Origin of the sequence: Parasphingorhabdus halotolerans, from assembly GCF_012516475.1 — a bacterium.
Taxonomy (GTDB): Bacteria; Pseudomonadota; Alphaproteobacteria; order Sphingomonadales; family Sphingomonadaceae; genus Parasphingorhabdus; species Parasphingorhabdus halotolerans.
Genome location: NZ_CP051217.1, coordinates 2395589 through 2413052, shown reverse-complemented (window position 1 = coordinate 2413052; position 17464 = coordinate 2395589). Strand labels below are relative to the sequence as shown.

Here is a 17464-nt window from a genome sequence, read left to right as displayed (position 1 = left end):
GGTCGTTTCGGATATTCAAAACGGCATTTTTCCATCCTGTCTTCCACCGTCAAACCGCGCCGCAGTTTGCATGAACAAGGTGGCTATTTGTTACCAGATCACCTTTTGATGAGAACAAACCTCTTTCAAAAATCCTATCCATCAGACGTCGGATCGGTTATGAAGTCCGCCGGTAACGGGGAGAAATGAGTTCTTTTCGTGATCAAGATCGTTAAGATCAAAACATGTCCAAATAGGGAACAACAAAGTGCACGCCCTACTCAGGTTTAACAATCCCTAGTCATGTCCGAGTTCTGCCCGCGCTAAAAATTTTGAAAGTGCAGCACTGCGCGAACCACGATCTAGCCCATAAGCCATATGCTTGAATTCCATGCCGTCCAAAAGGCCTTGAATATATCCTGCAATAGTATCTGCAGCCATAACCAAAGCTACGTCGAGCGAATGGATATACTTGCTGGTGACGGTCCCCTTTGAATGACCGACCAGCGCAGCGATTGTCACTTCAGTGAAACCGAGATCGTTAGCGATACTCGCAAAACTGTGACGCAACACATGCGGCGTTACATCCGAAAGCGGGGAATCTCTGATTATCTCTCGCCAATGTTTCGGCAGAGCACCGTAGGCATTATCGTCACCGGAGCCTGGAAACACATAAGTGCCATCGTTATTTTCCCTGTGCTTTTCCAGAAACTCCACGACGGGCAACCCAATCGGGCGCACTGAATAGCCTTCCTTGCTATCAGACAAGCGAAAACAGCTTTTTTCAATATCAACATCTTTCCAAGGCAACGAAATAATCTCGCCACGGCGACAGCCCGTGAGTGCAATTTGACGAATCACCGCAACAGTCGTTGCATATTTGTCTTGTCTGGCAGCGGCAGAGAGCATTCTCCCCAGAATGCGGTATTCGTCTTCGGAAAGCCTGCGTTGCCGAACATTGTCTTTTGGTTTGCGCAGGCCATGGGCTGCATTGGTATCAATGATGCCTGCGTCCACCGCATACGTGAGAATTCCGCCCAGCAAACCGATGGTGCGCGCGGCCGTTCCCGCACCGCCACTGACAATGGACTTGCCGCGAAGCATTTTTGTTTTGACGCATAACCGTGTTTTCCCGGCCATAATGTCTTTCATGACTTTATTGGTGTCGGCCTTGGTCAAATCCTTGACACGCCTGTTTCCGATCAACGGAATTATATGGCGCTTTATACGCCCCAGATCCGAGGTAATTGTCGATGCCTTTTTGGGACGCCCTTTCCGTCCCAAAATAAGGCCCGCTTCGAGATCAGCTTGGTAAAGAACACAAAGCTCTTTGACGGTGATCGCCTTGTGATCGAGGTGGCGCTCCTCGGCAGGATTTTTGCCTTGTGCAATCCGGCCAAACTGGATTTTCGCTTCCTGCCGCGCCGTTTCAGCTGTCCAGACGCCGTGAAGCCCAATGGTATAGCGACGCGAACGTCCGGCGGAGCGATATTGAAGAACATAGCTACGTTTGCCCGAAGCGAAGACGCGCAGACCAAAGCCAGCTAAGTCATCATCCCAGATAACATAATCCTTATTTCTTGATTTGGCGGCATCCACCAACCTTTTGCTGAGTTTTGGCATATTACTCTCCAACTTTGTCGACCGGTTTCGCGTAAGCACCACGTAAGCAGCTGAACGGAAATCGCGGCGTAGTTTAGGATATGCCGGCGGAGCGAGCGCTTCAATTTAATTTATTAACTACAGTATGTTAGAGTAGAAAAAGAACCAATCGCACCCACTAGCGTAGAAGAACTTTAAAGCCTCCGAAGGCGAAGGTCACAGGTTCGAATCCTGTCGGGTGCGCCATTATCTTAAACTTGACCGAGCGACCTTAAATAGTTCGCGATTTCATCAAGATTCTTGAGGTCGGCATATTTTTGCCCGAGATCGAACAAATTGGCCGATTGCACCTGCGGGTCCCGGTCACCGCAAGCCTCAGTTACCACGACAGGGCGAAATCCGTTTTGTAATGCGTCCAGCGTTGTGGCGCGGACGCACCCGGAAGTTGAGAAGCCAGCTAAAAGACAAGTATCTATACCCAGCGCATTAAGCGTGGACGCTAGTGTCGTGCCGAAAAACGCACTGGCATATTGTTTGGTGACCACGATGTCGCCGGATTGCGGCTTGAGCCTGTCATCAAATTCCGCGAGCGGCTGACCTTTTTGAAACAGCGATAATGCGGCAACTTTCTGATAGAAGAAGCCACCATCCGCGCCACCGGGAGCAAATTCGACGCGGGTGAAGATCACCGGAACATTTGCCGCCCGCGCCATCCTATCAAGCGCGATCATTCCATTAAACGCGTCTTCCGAACCCACATAAAGCGGGGCGTCTTTTTCAATATAGGCTTTTGCGGCGTCAATGATAATCACCGCCGGGCGTTTGCCAAAACCAATCTTTCCGCCGAAGCCGGCAGAGCTATATGAATCATGCAGATCAGACATTATTTCATCCCCATCTTTGCTGGCATATTTCTATTACTCAAGGCGTTATCGGCATTGCTGTCAATATGCGGCTGGCACCGGTCCAGTCCATCGTCAAGTTTCGCCGCACCATGAGCAAATATTTCGTACCGTGTTCAATAGGAACGCGGCAAATCCAGCACATGTTCAGAAATATAGGAAAGGATGAGATTGGTCGAAATCGGCGCGACTTGATAGAGCCGGGTCTCCCGAAATTTGCGTTCGACATCATATTCCGCAGCAAAACCGAAACCGCCAAAAGTCTGCACGCAGGCCTCTCCGGCGGCCCAACTCGCATCGGCAGCCAGCATCTTCGCCATATTCGCTTCGGCACCACAATTTTCGCCGGACTCATATTTGGCAATCGCATCGTGCACCATCAGCTCGGCCGCACGCATCTGGGCATAAGCTTTGGCAATCGGAAATTGCACACCCTGATTTTGCCCGATGGGACGGCCAAATACGGAGCGTTCCCTGGCATAGGCGCTGGCGGTCTCGATAAACCATTTCGCATCGCCGATACATTCCGATGCAATTAAAATACGTTCGGCATTCATCCCGGTCAGGATATACTTAAACCCCTTCCCCTCTTCGCCAATCAGGTTTTCCGCAGGCACTTTCACGTTGTCAAAAAATACCTCGGTCGAGCTGTGGTTCATCATCGTCTCGATAGGGCGTATGGTGAGACCGTTACCCTTGGCTTGCTGCATGTCGAGAATGAAAACCGACAAGCCGTCCGTACGTTTGGTGACTTCTTCCTTGGGCGAGGTCCGGGCGAGCAGGATCATCAAGTCGGAATATTCGGCGCGGCTGGTCCAGATTTTTAGGCCATTGACGATATAATGATCACCGTCTCGTTTCGCGGTTGTTTTGAGCGACAATGTGTCGGTGCCGCTGGTTGGTTCGGTCACGCCAAATGCTTGCAAGCGCAGGTCTCCGGATGCCACCTTTGGCAAATAGGTCGATTTTTGCTCCTCAGACCCATGTCGCAAAACCGTGCCCATCGTGTACATTTGTGCGTGGCATGCTCCACCATTGCATCCTTGCGCATGGATTTCTTCCAATATTGCCGCTGCTGCTGATAGGGGTAAACCCGCCCCACCGAACTCTTCGGGTATCAGCACAGCAAGATACCCCGCGTCACTCAGCGCCTTCACAAATTCTTCGGGGTAATCGCGATTGCGATCTTTTTCCTGCCAATAGCTGCCAGGGAATTTTGCGCAAAGCTTGGCGACTTCTGCGCGGATTTCGGAATAGGTTTCGATCATCATTCTCTCAACAAAACACCGGCATCTGCGAGCGCTTCAACTTCATCTGCCGGGAGGCCGAGCCAATCCTCTAGCGCTTCCAGATTATGCTCGCCGCGCCTGGAAAGTCGCGTTCCGCTGGGAAGGCCGCTTTGCGATTCAGAGAACCGATATGGCGATTGCACGGTGCGACGCGCGTTACCAATATCATCCTCTATATCCACCACAATGCCGCGATGCTTGATGCTTTCCTGTTCATAAATTTCCGGGCCAAATTCATTCACCTTACCCCATGCGAGGTTCATCGCATCGAGCCGCTTGGTCAGCGCATCGAAGCTTTCGTAGGAGGCAATATGATGTTCCATTGCTTCACGGCGCAGTTTGATTTTGGTGGTGAGGTCTGCGCCTTTTGGAGTCGGGTCTTGCAGGTCGTCCATGGTTGAAAAACAATGCCACAGCCAGCGCATATCACCAACAATCAAGAGCTGCATATCCTCCGGTGCCTGCCAGACGATCGTCTCCACCGGTCGCGGCCAAGTACCATCTAGCGCCCAGTTGGCGTAATCGTCACTGGCATGCAGCGCGTTGAGCAATGTCATGTCAATCTGCTGACCCTGTCCTGTTTTTTCCGCCACCCGCAGGGCCGCCAAGACACCGATCAGCCCATGCAATGAAGTATAAGAATCGGCCATGGCAAATTGCATATCATAGGCGGGACCGCCGCTCATCTGGGCTTGCCGACCGATCAGGCCGGATTCAGCATGAATAATGGGTGCATAAGCCGCGCGCTTGGCCTCGGGACCCGTTTGCCCGAAACCGGAAATCGACAGCATCACCAGCTTGGGATTGAGCTTTTTCAGGTCTTCCCACGCCAAGCCAAATTTTGCCATCACACCGGGGCGAAAATTCTCAACGACGATATCGGCTTCCGCTGCAAGTTTTCGCGCCAAATCTCGTGCCGCTTCCTGCTTCAAATCCAGGCAGATATTCCGCTTGCCGATATTCTGCTGCATGTAGAAACCCGCCGCGCCGCCGCCGGGATTACTAAAAGTACGCGTAACATCGCCTTCCGGCGGTTCAATCTTGAGCACATCAGCACCAAGGTCAGACAACATGCGCGTGGCAAAAGGACCCGCGACGACCCGCGAGAAATCGAGAACTTTCAAACCTTCGAGCGGATATCCTGAAATAATGATGAGTCTCCTGAAAGCTTGGGATTGTCTATCAAACGGGTTAGCCTATCCTGATGATGCCGGAACTGTTTATTTAGCCAAGGCCGCCAGAATGTCCCTGGCAAAGCCCTGCAATGTATCATCGCGTGCGCCCATGATTACGATCCGGTCGCCGGGCTGGGCGAGTTCCAAAATACGCGTTGCGCAATCCGCTCGCGCCGGAATATGCTCGGCCTCCGGGCTTGATGCGCTCTGTTTGCCACTGATAGCGTCGATGATGCTCTTGCTCCCAATCGACTTATCGACCGTGCCGCCATAATAGACCGGATTGCAGAGGATGACATAGTCACGTTCATCGAGCAATTCAGCAAAACTCTCCGCCAGTTCCGCACCCATTTTGCGGATTGGACCAAATCCATGGGGTTGGAAGAAGGCAATAATCCGGCCCTCAAATGCCTTCATGGTCTTTAAAGTCGCGCTGATTTTATCGGGATTATGACCGAAATCGTCGATCACCGTGATGTCATTGGCAGTGCCCACCACATCATATCGCCGGGCTAATCCCGTGAATTTTCCAATCGCTGATACGCTGGTTTTAACCGGCACGCCTGCGGCATAAGCCGCCGCTATTGCGGCCAGTGCGTTGGCGATATTGTGGCGGCCCGGTACTTGGAGATTTACCACATATTTCTGGCCGTCTGCGGTCAGGGTGAAGCTGCTGCTCACCGGCGCCTCGACAACTTCGCTCGCCCGGAACGCAGCGGCTTCACCAAATCCAAAACTGATCGGGCTGGAGAGCGAAAGCCCTTCCAGCACAGAAACACTCTCGGCATCATCAAGATTCCAGATGACTGCCTTTGCTTTTGAAGAAAAATCGCCAAACAGCTGGTGCAGCTCCTCCAGGCTTTTGTGATCGAGGCTTACATTGTTAAGGACGGCGATTTCCGGATCGAACAAAGCAATAGAACCATCGCTTTCGTCGACTTCGCTTACAAATACCGCTCCTGAACCCACCCGCGAGCTGGCAAATGGCGCATCATCACCAACGAAATTCTTCATCACCGCGCCGTTCATGATCGTTGGATCAAGGCCGGCTTCGGTCAATATCCAGCCGATCATTCCTGTCACGGTAGATTTTCCACTGGTCCCGCCGACCGCGATACTATTCGATGAAGCATTTAGCTGCTCGGCCAGCAATTCGGCCCGGGTCATCCGTTTGCACCCGAGCTTATTGGCTTTGGCAATATCGGGTACACTGTCTTCAATCGCGGCCGAGGCAATCAGTATCTGCTCACTGGAGGTCAGCCCGCTGCCGTCCTGCGCGAACAGGCCAATGCCCTCGGCTTTGAGCCACTCGAACTTGGCTGCCAACCGACCTTGATCGAGCGCGCGATCAGAGCCGGCGACATTGGCACCACCCTCGCGGACGATCATTGCCAGTGGCAACATGCCTGATCCGCCGATGCCGCAAAAATAATAGGATTTGTGTTTCATCATTGCTCCCCGCTATTGGCTCCGGTTAGATTTTGCAATTGCTGAAGAGAGTATTTTACCATGCCACAAGTACGGATCGGCATTTGCGCGCCTTCCACGCCGTTTTCCCGGGAGGATGCGGCGCGGGTCAGCGCCGTTGCGGCAGCAAGCCATCCCGATGCGGAACTGGTGTTTGCCGACCAATGCTATTCCAGCGCTGGCCATTTTGCTGGTAATGATCAGGAAAGATGCGATGCTTTTGTCCGCATGGCTAATGATACGTCACTGGATGCAATCTGGTTTGCGCGTGGCGGCTATGGCGCGGCGCGGATTGCCGAGGATGCTCTGCAGCAGTTAACCGACGCCGCGAGCCGCAAAACTTACATGGGTTATAGCGATGGCGGCAATCTGCTGGGCGCTCTTTACCGAGCCGGGATTGGCAAGCAAGTGCATGGTTCTATGCCGGTTGATATTCAGCGTGAAGGCGGGGTTGATGCTATTCGCCGGGCATTGGATTGGCTGGTGCACCAAAATCCTTCTGCCTTGGAGGAGCATGTCGTGCCGGACCAGAAATATGCAGCGTTCAACCTGATGACGCTCTCGATGATGGTCGGCACACCGCTATTGCCGAACCTGCGAGACCATGTGCTGATGATCGAGGAAATCTCCGAGTATCTTTATGCCTTTGACCGCGCGATGTTCAATGTCACCAGCCATCTCAGCAGCGCAGGATTAACTGGTCTGCGACTTGGCCGGGTCAGTGCAGTGCCGGAAAACGATCGCCCCTTTGGCGAGAGCGAGGAAGAAATTTGTCAGCGCTGGTGCGCACGCCACGGCATAGATTATCTTGGCCGCGCCGATATCGGACACGACGCAGCCAATAAGATAGTGCCTTTCGGGATGCTACCGAAACAATCCGCTTAGAAGGTAAATCCGGCTTCGACACCAAAGCGACGGCGACCGCCTGGTGAGAGGAATGATCCACCAAATTCAATCGCCGGAATAACCTCATTGAGATATTTGCGGTCCAACAGATTGTCCGCAAAGGCCGTGATATTCCAGTTGTCGCCTTCAAAACCAAAGCGCAGGTCCATCACGCCAAAGGCTTTGCGTTGGGTGATCGAATAATCCGCATCGCCCACGAATGCAGGCGGCGGCCCGGGCAAATTGGAGATCGGCAGCAATCCGCTAAACAAAGTCGGGCTGGTGTTGTTCTGGACACTATGGAACCATGTTGGCCCAGTGATCCGGTAATCGGCGCGCATCACCAGATCAAAGCTGCTGGCAATCGGTGCAACCACTTGGGTGCCAAGGTTAATTGTGTAGTCTGCGGTATAGGGTGACTTATTGCCAACTGTGTTTGGACGGGAGGCATTGGCTTTGATCTCGCTTTCCGTCACGTTGACCGAACCAAAGATGTTCCAGCCTTCGATGATTTCTGCGTTGGCGTTAAATTCAACGCCATAAAGCTCAACCTCGTCGATATTTGACACCACGCGGAGCAGACCAAACGCCCCGACGAAGAATTCAAAAAACTGCATGTCGGTGACATCAGTATAATAGCCGGCCAGGTCGAATGTTACCGAGCCATTAAAAGCCGACCCTTTGAAACCCGCCTCAAACGCGCTCGATTTCTCTTTGCGGAACTGGTCGTTGATCAGAACATTGGTGCCGATGAACTGGTTGAAATTCTGGTCAACAATGGCGGCTGCGCCCTGATTATTGAAGCCACCCGACTTAAAGCCTATACCCCAGTTGGCGTAGAAATTCAGATCATCGCTCAGTCCATAGCGTAGCGACAATTTGGGTTGCAGCTGCTTGAATGTGGCATTCTGATCGGGAATAGGGCCAAACGCTTGCCCCGGATTAATCGCTGCTCCGGTAATCGGATCAATCGCAAGCGGCACCTGATTGGAAACCTCACGCTCTTCGATATCGTAGCGCAGCGCCAAACCAACATCGAAATTATCCGCCAGTTCATAATCCAGTGAACCGAAGGCGGCGTAGACATTGGTGTTGAAATTGTCCGAGAAAAGCTGCGAAGTCGGGTTGCTGCTATTCGTATCGTTAAACAATTGCCGCGTTACGCCTTGCCCGAGGTCCGCACCGAGGCTCACACCCACGTCGCGGTCAATATTGAGATAATAAGCCCCCACTTGCCAGCCGAGCGGACCATCGCCATTGGATGACAAGCGTATCTCGCCACTGATGTCGGTTTGTTCGCGGATCTGATACTGCGTACCATCGCAGGTTGTCGGGCTATAAGGACCGAAGGTCGAACCATTCGCCGGATCAAATATAAAGGGAACTGGAGAAGTGCCGATGAAACCCGGCTGATTGACCGGAAATCCGGTGAGTGCTGCGGTGGATGCAAAACAACTATTGGCTGCTGCCTGAGCCGTCGGCGTGCCCGCTGGGAACGGAATATAGCGTGCAAAGTCAGCAGACGTGCCATCTGCGGTCAACGCCTGATCAACATCGCTGTAAAGCGCCCATGCCGTCAAAGTCGCACCGTCAAAATCGTGCGTGACTTTGACCGATGTCTCAAAGGTTTTTTGATCGTTGGTTGGCCGGATGTTTGAATAGAAATCAAAAGGATGCGCGTTCACATCTTCAAAGAATGCTGGGTTAACCCCTGCAAAATTCGGCAGATGAAATGCAGCGTTAAAGTTGATTGATGCGCCAGACAAATCGGCGTAGCGCGCTTTTACATCCAGTTCGGTATCGCCGAATTCGGCTACGAAACGGCCATCGACAGACCAGATTTCCTGATCATCGACAACCGCACGGTTGTTCAAAAAGCGATTGCGGTAAAAACCGTCCGTTGTGTTGTAAGAACCGGATAATACCAGCCCGGCGTTTTCGCCGACCGGCACAGACACATAGGCTGATGCTTTGTACGTATTGTCTTCTGCAGCACTAACTTTAACGCCACCCTCGAGCACATCTCCGGGTTTCAACGTCTGGATAACAATCGCGCCAGCCGCAGCATTGCGGCCATAAAGCGCGCCTTGCGGCCCTTTCAATATTTCAATTTGGCGCAATGTGCCCTGATCCTGATTGAGCTGGGCGGTGTTGGTTTTGAGAATACCATCGACAACCAATGCCACCGAGCTTTCCGCATCGCGTGCGCCGTTAATTCCGCGAATGTTGATCTGGGTATCGCCGGCTTCTGCGGTACCGCTCACAATGGTTACGCCCGCTGTCAGCTGAACGAATTCATCGGCTTGCTGGATACCGGTGCGCTCCAGCGCTTCGGCGGTAAACACGGTTACAGATGCGGGGACTTCGGCGAGTAATTCGTCCTGCCGCCGCGCGGTCACGATAATGACATTGCTGTCTTGCCCGCCTTCAACCTGCTCGCCATCTGATGTTTGTGCGGCGGCTGGATTGAAAGCGATCAGCGCGGTAACTCCGACTGAAAGTGATAGGGCTGTTTTGATACGACTCATTCTAATTTTCCTTCCCTGAATGGAAAAAGATGCAGGCCTTTTTGGGCTGTCATCATTATATTATACGAGGACATTCGCCCCGCTCATGTAGATATAGACTTCCTGAAATTTGTCATCGCGCACCCGCCAGAAATTGGTGTTGTGCAACAAGGTCGTATTGCCTTCCGCATCCTTCAGTTCCGCTACGAAATTTGCTGCAATCCGGCCATTTAGGTCATCAATAGTGCAAGTGAAATCGCGATGAATGATAGAGTTATAGCTCTCAAAGAAATCGACAAACATCCGCCGGATCGCTGCTTTACCGGCGTGGCGGGTAAAACTGGTCTGGGTGCAAAGCAAGGCTTCGTCATGAAAGCAATCAAGCGTGGCCTCAAGATCCTTGCGGTCAACGCTAGCGAAATATTTGTTGATTGCCAGGTCTTGCAAAGCGGCACGGGATAAGCCGGGTTCATATTGCATCAGACATCTCCCTCTTTAAGCAAGTTATCACCGCTCATGTATACGAACACATGCTGGAACAGCCGATCCTTGCAGTAAAAGCGGTTACAATTTTCATAGCGCAATTGCTCGCCACCATTGGGTGTTATCAATACCGTGAATTGCGAACAGACCGCGTTGCTCTCGGGGTCCGCCGTGTGCACGAAATTGCCGTGCCAAATCTGTTCAAAATCGGCAAAAAGTTTTACAAACATCGCCTCAATCGCATCGCGGCCATTGTGGATGGTGTTGGAAGTTGCTTCATGAAGAATTGCGTCAGGCGCAAAGCAATTGAGTATCTGCGCCATGTTCTTGTTATCGACGCCATCAAAATAGCGCTTGGTTACGATGTCGATATAAAACGGATAGGGCAACGGCACCTGCCCTGCCATGCCGGGAGACCAGTCTGCCATTAATACCATCCTTTTCTGATATCTTCGTCTTTGGGCACTTCAGGCGCAGGGAATGCTTTCTTGCTGTGCGTCAGACCCAGTTCGAGCAATGTTTCAAGAAATTTATAAGCAACTTGGCCCGGGTTCAGTACGGGAATTGGCAGGTTATCATCGAGATATTTCGCCGACTGGTGCATGGTAGTAGAACCGAGCACGATTACATCTGCGCCGTCTTCTTCCATCGCCGCAGTCGCCTCATCGATCAGCTTTTCAAAAATCACTTCTTCTTTGCCCGCCAGCAGTTCCGTTACATCTGGGCGAGTTTCGATCGATCGCAGCGAAGCGACCCGCTCCCACCAGCCATATTCGGTTAGCGTCTTCTCATACAGCGGGAACCATTCGGGCCACATCGTCAGCACGGTGAATTTTTTGCCCAGCATCATGGCCGCTGCAAAGGATGCCTCACCCGGACCGACGACCGGAATGTTCAGCCGCGAGCGCAACGCTCGCATGCCACTATCGCTCACTGTATCAATGAGGACCCCGGCATATCCCTCTTCTTCCGCTGTGATCCCGGCCTGAAATACCGTCCAGTCCATCAGCATCGTGTCGTGGTAGCTATCGCCCAAAGCTGCACCCCAGGGCACTGCAACAAATTCCGGCTTAAATCCAGCGCGAACAAAATCAGCGGGAAGCTGCTCGGCGCGCGCAGCAACGCCCGCTTCATCCATTGGAATGGGAACAATGACCTTGATGCGTTTTTGTTCGTCCATCGGATAATTCCTTGCTGTCCCCTTGTATTGTATACAATTCATAGCCGTCAAGCAGAATTTCGCCATCAGAAGCAGGCTTGTCGGTCAGGAAAATTTCCGCCAAAGGCATGATATGAGCCGCGCATCAGAAACCGCTTACCGGAAAATCCGGTCCTTCATCCTGCAAGGCGATGCATATCCTGGCATGCAATTGACCGAAGAGAAGCTGGCGGAAATATCAGGTGTCTCGCGAACGCCAGTGCGCGACGCAGTGCAGCGGCTGGAAAACGAGATGCTGATCTTTCGGAGCGAATCCAAACGGTTGTCGGTCGCCAACTGGTCTGACGGCGAAATAGACGAAATGTTTACGCTGCGCGCGATGCTGGAAGCTCATGCGGCCGTGCGAGCTGCGGCTCGAATTGACGCCGAATCAATGGCACAACTCAAGACGATTAACGAAGCATTGAAGGAAGCTGTGCGCCAAAAACCACCAGACATCTCGGCATTTCTCGAAGCTAACCGCAAATTCCATGATTTGGTTCTAACCTGTGCCCGGTCTCCACGTTTGAGCAAGCTATTGCCGGCGCTGGTTGAGCAACCGGTAGTTCGCAAGACTGCGCATCAATATTCAAAGGCGCAACTGGACCAGTCCGCTCAAGATCATGATGAACTGATTGCCGCTTTTGCGGCCAAAGACGAACGTTGGGCAAAATCGGTTATGACCAGCCATATCCGGCGCGCCTTTCATACGTTCAGCGTTGCCGCCAATCGTAATGACTAGATAACCCCGCGTTTTTCAAGATCGGCCATTTTCGTGCTATCCATGCCGAGCAGCTCACCATAAATGGCCTCATTGTGCGCGCCCAACTCCGGTCCGATAGATTCAATATGCCCGGGCGTTTCCGACAATTTGGGCGCAACATTTTGCATGACGAAATTCTCGTGCTGCGGGTGATCAAATTTCACCAATGCCTCACGCGCCTGATAATGCGGATCAGCTAGCATCTCCGGCGCACGGAACATTTTGCCCGCCGGAACGCCATGCTTTTCACAGAGTTCCAGCACCGCGTCGCTCGATAGCGTCTGCGTCCAGAGGTTTATCAACTCATCCAGTTCTGTCTGGTTTTCGCCGCGCGCCACATGGGTGGCATAGCGCGGATCTTCCGCGAGCTCCGCTTGCCCCATCATGTCCGCCATACGCTTCCACACGCTATCCTGATTGCCGCCAATCAGCACGCTGCCGTCAGTTGTCGTATAGACATTTGAAGGCGCAATTTTTGGGAGGATGGAACCGGTTCGTTCACGAATGTGACCGGCGACGGAATATTCCGGCACGGTCGATTCCATATTCGCCAGCACCGCCTCATAGATCGCCGAATCCACCACTTGTCCCTTCCCTGTGAGATGGCGATGGTGGAGCGCCATCATTGCGCCCAAGCAAGCATAGGTTGCAGCAAGCGAATCGCCAATGGAGAGCCCGACTCTGCTCGGCAGGCGATCCGGTTCGCCAGCAATATAGCGCATGCCACCCATCGCCTCGCCAATGGAGCCATAGCCTGCGCGGCTTGAATAGGGCCCGGTCTGGCCATAGCCCGAAACCCGGATCATGATCAGTGCTTCATTGATCGTGCTTAACCTGTCATAGCCCAGACCCCATTTTTCCATGGTTCCGGGGCGAAAATTTTCTAGCAGGAAGTCACTTTTTGCGACCAGCTGCCGGACGATGTCCTGCCCTTCCTTCTCGCGCAAATTCAAGGTGATCGACTTTTTATTGCGGCCAACAACCGAGAACCACAGCGGAATACCTTGCCCCCAACTGCGCATTGCATCACCGATTTTCGGCGGTTCGATCTTAATAACCTCTGCGCCATGATCACCCATCAGCTGGCCGCAGAAGGGGCCTGCAATAAGCTGCCCCATTTCAATTAATCGCAGTCCGGTTAATGCCCCTTGCGCCATGTTTATCACTCCCGCATGTTGCTTATAGCTATACAAAGCGGAATATGAATTGTATACAATTTATTAATCTGTAAAAGCTTGGTTGAATGGCAAATTAGAGAGAATATCTTATGGGGTACCGATTGGGCGTTGATGTAGGTGGTACGTTTACGGATTTACTATTGTTTAATCAGGACAGCGGCGCGTTTTGGCGACACAAGACGCCATCGACACCCCACGATAGCAGCGAAGGCATATTACACGGCGTCAATGCGCTTTGTGACGAGGCTGGTGTTGCGGCGAGCGATATCGAATATCTGCTACACGGCACGACAGTCGCCACCAATGCAGTTCTGGAAGGCAAAGGCGCGCGGGTTGGTCTGGTCACGACCGAGGGCTATCGCCATGTCATGCAGATTGCGCGGAGTTACGTGCCCGGCGGCCTTGCCGCCTGGATCATCTGGCCCAAACCCCAACCGCTCGCGGCGCTGGAAGATACGGTAACGATCAAAGGCCGGATGGATGCGGATGGTAATGAGTTCCGTCCGTTCGACGAAGATAGCGCACGCGCCGCGCTGACAACACTCAAGGACCAGGGCGTTGAGGCGCTGACGGTCTCACTAGTGAACGCCTATGTGAACGGCGATCATGAGCGCCGTGTTGGCACATTAGCAGCAGAGATACTTCCTGATGTGCCGGTTTCCCTCAGCCATGAAGTGCTGCCGGAAATGCAGGAATATGAGCGCACCTTGACGACGGTAGCCAATGCCGCTGTCCGTCCGGTGGTGAGCAACTATATCTCCAACTTGCGTAACAAGCTGAATGACAAAGGCTTTGCGGGCCGACTTTCTTTGCTGCGTTCAGACGGTGGCTTGATGACGTCAAACAAGGCGGAAGAACATCCGGTCAATATCCTGATGTCCGGTCCGGCTGGCGGCGTGACGGGCGCATTGTGGGTTGGTAAAAATGCGGGCTACAAGAATATTCTCACACTCGACGTCGGCGGCACGTCAACCGATGTAGCGCTGATTGAAAATCTCGAACCGCGCCGCGTGCGCACGACCGAAGTCGGGCATTTGTCCGTCCGCGCCTCTTCGCTGGATGTGAAAACGGTCGGAGCGGGCGGTGGGTCGATTGCTTATGTGCCGGAGCTTACCGGCGCGCTGCGGGTTGGGCCCGAAAGCGCCGGGGCGGTGCCCGGGCCGGTCGCCTATGGCAAAGGCGGTGAAGCGCCAACCGTAACAGACGCCAATGTCGTGCTCGGTTATCTGCCCGAAAACCTGCTGGGCGGCAGTTTCAAACTGGACCGTGAGGGCGCAAAGAAAGCGGTGCAGACAATAGCAGATGCGCTCGGCATTGACCTGATGGCAGCGGCCCGCGGCATCATTGATATTGTGAACGAAAATATGTTTGGCGCGCTCAGAATGATCTCGGTCCAGCAGGGATACGACCCGCGCCACTTTGCGCTGATGGGTTTTGGCGGGGCTGGTCCGCTTCATGTCAATGCGGTGGCCAGGCTGATGAGCAGCTGGCCAGCCATTTCTCCGGTTTCTCCGGGCGTACTCTGCGCATTGGGCGATGCGACTACACGGATGCGGACGGAAACCGCACGCAGCTATTCGAAACTGGCAACGCAAACCGACGTCAACGATCTCACCGCCATATTGACCGAAATGGAAAAGCAGCTCCGCGCTGAATTGGCGCAAGAAGGCGTGCTCGATAGCGATATCGAAATGGAATTTGAAATTGATGTGCGCTATTCGGGACAAGCGTTCGAAGTACCGCTGACAATCACGATGGACGTTCTCAATACAGACGGCGTTCATGGCCTGCTCGACCGTTTTGACGCAGAGCATTTGCGGCTGTTCACCTTCAACATGGAAACACCGCACGAGATTGTGAACGTGCGCGCGGTGGCCCTGGGCAAAGAGCTGGATCTGCCAGCCGCACAATTGCCGAAAGGCAATGGCGATCCGATCGAAGCGAAGATGCGCGATCACACGCTCTGGATGGACGGCAAGGAACGAGCGGCGGTGATCTATGACCGCAGCAAATTGAGACAGGGCGATATTATTCCCGGACCCGCCATCGTGATCGAGATGGATTCCACCACTTTGATCGAAACGGGCTGCGTCGCAAATGTCGATGCAGTGGGCAATATCCTGATCAATCTGGCTGAAGGAGCTTAATCATGACCGCACAAATCATTCAGACAAACGATACGCCGTTCAAGAAGATTGATATCGACCCGGTCACGCTCGACATTATCGAAAACGCGCTCCGCAACGCCCGCATCGAGATGGACGCGACGCTGGTGCGTACCGCCATGTCACCGGGCATAAGAGAGCAGGGCGATGCTTTTCCGCTGATCGCCGATCACACCGGCAAGATGATTGTCGGCCAGTTCGGGAGCTTCATTGGCGGCTTCTTGCAGCAGTTTGACGGTACACTGGAAGACGGTGACATGATCTTCCTCTCCGATCCCTATAGCTGTGAAGGCGCGGTCAGCCATAATAATGATTGGCTGGTGTTGCTGCCGGTGTTCAAAGACGACCGGCTGATCGCCTATACCGCGATGTTCGGTCATATGTCCGACATTGGCGGCAATGTGGTCGGTTCGATGCCGATTGATTCCAAATCAATTTTTGAAGAAGGCGTCCGTATCCCCCCGGTGAAAATCTGGAAAAAGGGCGAATATAATGACGATCTGATGAAGCTTGTCATGCACCAGACACGCAAGCCCGACTGGTGTCAGGCCGATCTAAACGCACTGATCGCCTCCTGCCGTGTGGCCTCGCGCCGCGTTGTCGAAATGGCCGAGCGTTTTGGCGATGATGTCTATATTTCAGCCACGCAGGAATTGCTCGCCCGCAACCATCGCGCGATGAAATCGCTGATCGCGATGGCAATCGGCGAAGACAAGGTGATGTTCGAGGATTACATCTGCGACGATGGGGTCGGTTTTGGTCCTTATAAAATCAAATGCACCATGTGGCGCGATGGTGAGAAGGTCATTCTGGATTTTGACGGCACCGATCCACAAAGCCGGGCATCGATCAACTTCTTCCTGAACGAAAATATGTTCAAGATGTTCTTCGGCATTTACATGATCATGGTCTTCGACCCACAGATATTGTTCAACGACGGATTCTACGACCTTATCGAGGTACGCATTCCGGAAGGCTCTTTACTCAAACCAAGGTTCCCGGCTGCACTATCGGGCCGCACCCACGCATTGGGGCGCATCTTCGACATATTGGGCGGATTGCTCGGGCAGAAAACACCAGAGTTCCTGAACGCTGCTGGCTTCTCATCCTCGCCACATCTCTTTTATTCCGGCAATGACAACCGCGCGGGTAAAAACGGCGACTGGTTCCAGCTGTTCCAGATCGGTTTTGGCGGCATTCCAGGGCGTCCCATGGGAGACGGTCCGGATGGCCACTCCCTCTGGCCCGGCTTTACCAATGTGCCCAACGAGTTTCTGGAGCGTTATTTCCCGCTCCTGATTGAGCGTTATGATACCGCGCCCGATAGCGGCGGTGCCGGCCTGCACCGCGGCGGCAATGGTATTCACATGACGTACCGTTTTCTCGCAGCGGGAACCATCTCGATCCACGATGACCGCTGGTTTGTTCCACCTTGGGGCGTCAATGGCGGCGAACCGGGCGTGCGCGCGCGCAAGATACTGGAAAAGGCCGATGGCACGCAGACGATTCTCGGCAACAAGGTGGAAGAAGTGACGGTGGAAGAAGGCGATCTGCTCCACTTTATCACCTGGGGCGGTGGCGGCTGGGGTGATCCGCTTGAACGCGATCCTGCTTTGGTCGGCAAGGAAATTACACAGGGACTGGTCACCGCAGAGGGTGCCAAAGCTTATGGCGTGATCGCCAATGATGCCGGTGATGTTGACGATGCGGCGACCGCGAAGCTGCGCGATGATATGCGCGGCTCGAGAGGCGAGCTGCCCCTGTTCAACTATGGTCCCTCGATAGATGATTTGCGCAAAAACTGCGAGCAGGACACGGGTCTGCCCGCGCCTGCGCAACCGGTCTGGACCGCCGCATAGAACTGCGGTAGG

The 17464-nt window shown here is 53.4% G+C and carries 14 protein-coding genes; 4 read left to right on the top strand and 10 right to left on the bottom strand.

Going from position 1 to position 17464, the window contains the following annotated elements:
- Nucleotides 1-276: 276 nt before the first annotated feature.
- The 5 genes from HF685_RS11875 to HF685_RS11855 form a co-directional block, all read right to left on the bottom strand.
- Nucleotides 277-1602: a tyrosine-type recombinase/integrase gene (locus HF685_RS11875; protein WP_168820162.1), complete on the bottom strand. Its 1326-nt coding sequence runs from the start codon at nt 1600-1602 to the stop codon at nt 277-279.
- Between the two features lie 230 nt (nt 1603-1832).
- The gene (locus tag HF685_RS11870) at nt 1833-2465 is read right to left on the bottom strand and encodes an isochorismatase family protein (RefSeq protein WP_168820161.1); all 633 of its coding nucleotides are present in this window, start codon (nt 2463-2465) and stop codon (nt 1833-1835) included.
- A gap of 134 nt (nt 2466-2599) precedes the next feature.
- Nucleotides 2600-3754 carry an acyl-CoA dehydrogenase family protein gene (locus HF685_RS11865; RefSeq protein ID WP_168820160.1) on the bottom strand — a complete coding sequence of 385 codons (1155 nt, stop codon included), beginning with the start codon at nt 3752-3754 and terminating at the stop codon, nt 2600-2602.
- Complete coding sequence (locus tag HF685_RS11860) at nt 3751-4845, bottom strand: CaiB/BaiF CoA transferase family protein (protein WP_246218601.1); 1095 nt, start codon at nt 4843-4845, stop codon at nt 3751-3753. Before HF685_RS11860 ends, HF685_RS11865 begins: the two co-directional genes overlap by 4 nt.
- Nucleotides 4846-4992: 147 nt before the next feature.
- Nucleotides 4993-6399 (bottom strand): glutamate ligase domain-containing protein, encoded by a 1407-nt coding sequence (locus HF685_RS11855; RefSeq protein WP_168820158.1) that lies wholly within the window; start codon nt 6397-6399, stop codon nt 4993-4995.
- A 57-nt stretch (nt 6400-6456) separates the two neighbouring features.
- On the opposite strand from HF685_RS11855, the gene HF685_RS11850 reads away from it, so the two are divergent.
- Entirely contained in the window at nt 6457-7299 is an 843-nt protein-coding gene (locus tag HF685_RS11850) for an LD-carboxypeptidase (RefSeq protein WP_168820157.1), read from the top strand.
- Here HF685_RS11850 and HF685_RS11845 read toward each other — a convergent pair.
- From HF685_RS11845 to HF685_RS11830, 4 genes are read right to left on the bottom strand one after another with little or no spacing between them, the layout of a single operon-like run.
- Nucleotides 7296-9827, bottom strand: coding sequence for a TonB-dependent receptor (locus HF685_RS11845; protein ID WP_168820156.1), 2532 nt, complete (start codon nt 9825-9827; stop codon nt 7296-7298). The two genes, HF685_RS11850 and HF685_RS11845, sit on opposite strands and share 4 nt — an antisense overlap.
- A 60-nt stretch (nt 9828-9887) precedes the next feature.
- The gene (locus HF685_RS11840; RefSeq protein ID WP_168820155.1) at nt 9888-10286 is read right to left on the bottom strand and encodes a nuclear transport factor 2 family protein; all 399 of its coding nucleotides are present in this window, start codon (nt 10284-10286) and stop codon (nt 9888-9890) included.
- Nucleotides 10286-10717: a nuclear transport factor 2 family protein gene (locus HF685_RS11835; RefSeq protein WP_168820154.1), complete on the bottom strand. Its 432-nt coding sequence runs from the start codon at nt 10715-10717 to the stop codon at nt 10286-10288. The genes HF685_RS11840 and HF685_RS11835 overlap by 1 nt, the downstream gene beginning before the upstream one ends.
- Nucleotides 10717-11469, bottom strand: a complete 753-nt coding sequence (locus tag HF685_RS11830) for an aspartate/glutamate racemase family protein (RefSeq protein ID WP_168820153.1) — start codon at nt 11467-11469, stop codon at nt 10717-10719. The genes HF685_RS11835 and HF685_RS11830 overlap by 1 nt, the downstream gene beginning before the upstream one ends.
- Before the next feature lie 112 nt (nt 11470-11581).
- Between HF685_RS11830 and HF685_RS11825 the strand changes: the two genes are divergently transcribed.
- Entirely contained in the window at nt 11582-12229 is a 648-nt protein-coding gene (locus HF685_RS11825) for a GntR family transcriptional regulator (protein ID WP_168820152.1), read from the top strand.
- On the opposite strand, the gene HF685_RS11820 is transcribed toward HF685_RS11825, so the two are convergent.
- Entirely contained in the window at nt 12226-13407 is a 1182-nt protein-coding gene (locus HF685_RS11820; protein ID WP_168820151.1) for a CaiB/BaiF CoA transferase family protein, read from the bottom strand. The genes HF685_RS11825 and HF685_RS11820 overlap by 4 nt on opposite strands.
- A gap of 110 nt (nt 13408-13517) precedes the next feature.
- On the opposite strand from HF685_RS11820, the gene HF685_RS11815 reads away from it, so the two are divergent.
- Both HF685_RS11815 and HF685_RS11810 read left to right on the top strand, forming a co-directional pair.
- Nucleotides 13518-15575: a hydantoinase/oxoprolinase family protein gene (locus HF685_RS11815; RefSeq protein WP_168820150.1), complete on the top strand. Its 2058-nt coding sequence runs from the start codon at nt 13518-13520 to the stop codon at nt 15573-15575.
- 2 nt (nt 15576-15577) lie between these two features.
- Nucleotides 15578-17452 (top strand): hydantoinase B/oxoprolinase family protein, encoded by a 1875-nt coding sequence (locus HF685_RS11810; RefSeq protein WP_168820149.1) that lies wholly within the window; start codon nt 15578-15580, stop codon nt 17450-17452.
- Nucleotides 17453-17464 lie beyond the last annotated feature (12 nt).

Coding starts and splice junctions, on each gene's coding strand:
- HF685_RS11870 (WP_168820161.1), bottom strand. CDS start 2,465: ATGTCTGATCTGCATGATTCATATAGCTCTGCCGGCTTCGGCGGAAAG.
- HF685_RS11810 (WP_168820149.1), top strand. CDS start 15,578: ATGACCGCACAAATCATTCAGACAAACGATACGCCGTTCAAGAAGATT.
- HF685_RS11840 (WP_168820155.1), bottom strand. CDS start 10,286: ATGCAATATGAACCCGGCTTATCCCGTGCCGCTTTGCAAGACCTGGCA.
- HF685_RS11850 (WP_168820157.1), top strand. CDS start 6,457: ATGCCACAAGTACGGATCGGCATTTGCGCGCCTTCCACGCCGTTTTCC.
- HF685_RS11820 (WP_168820151.1), bottom strand. CDS start 13,407: ATGGCGCAAGGGGCATTAACCGGACTGCGATTAATTGAAATGGGGCAG.
- HF685_RS11815 (WP_168820150.1), top strand. CDS start 13,518: ATGGGGTACCGATTGGGCGTTGATGTAGGTGGTACGTTTACGGATTTA.
- HF685_RS11835 (WP_168820154.1), bottom strand. CDS start 10,717: ATGGCAGACTGGTCTCCCGGCATGGCAGGGCAGGTGCCGTTGCCCTAT.
- HF685_RS11830 (WP_168820153.1), bottom strand. CDS start 11,469: ATGGACGAACAAAAACGCATCAAGGTCATTGTTCCCATTCCAATGGAT.
- HF685_RS11860 (WP_246218601.1), bottom strand. CDS start 4,845: ATGTTGTCTGACCTTGGTGCTGATGTGCTCAAGATTGAACCGCCGGAA.
- HF685_RS11845 (WP_168820156.1), bottom strand. CDS start 9,827: ATGAGTCGTATCAAAACAGCCCTATCACTTTCAGTCGGAGTTACCGCG.
- HF685_RS11875 (WP_168820162.1), bottom strand. CDS start 1,602: ATGCCAAAACTCAGCAAAAGGTTGGTGGATGCCGCCAAATCAAGAAAT.
- HF685_RS11855 (WP_168820158.1), bottom strand. CDS start 6,399: ATGATGAAACACAAATCCTATTATTTTTGCGGCATCGGCGGATCAGGC.
- HF685_RS11825 (WP_168820152.1), top strand. CDS start 11,582: ATGAGCCGCGCATCAGAAACCGCTTACCGGAAAATCCGGTCCTTCATC.
- HF685_RS11865 (WP_168820160.1), bottom strand. CDS start 3,754: ATGATGATCGAAACCTATTCCGAAATCCGCGCAGAAGTCGCCAAGCTT.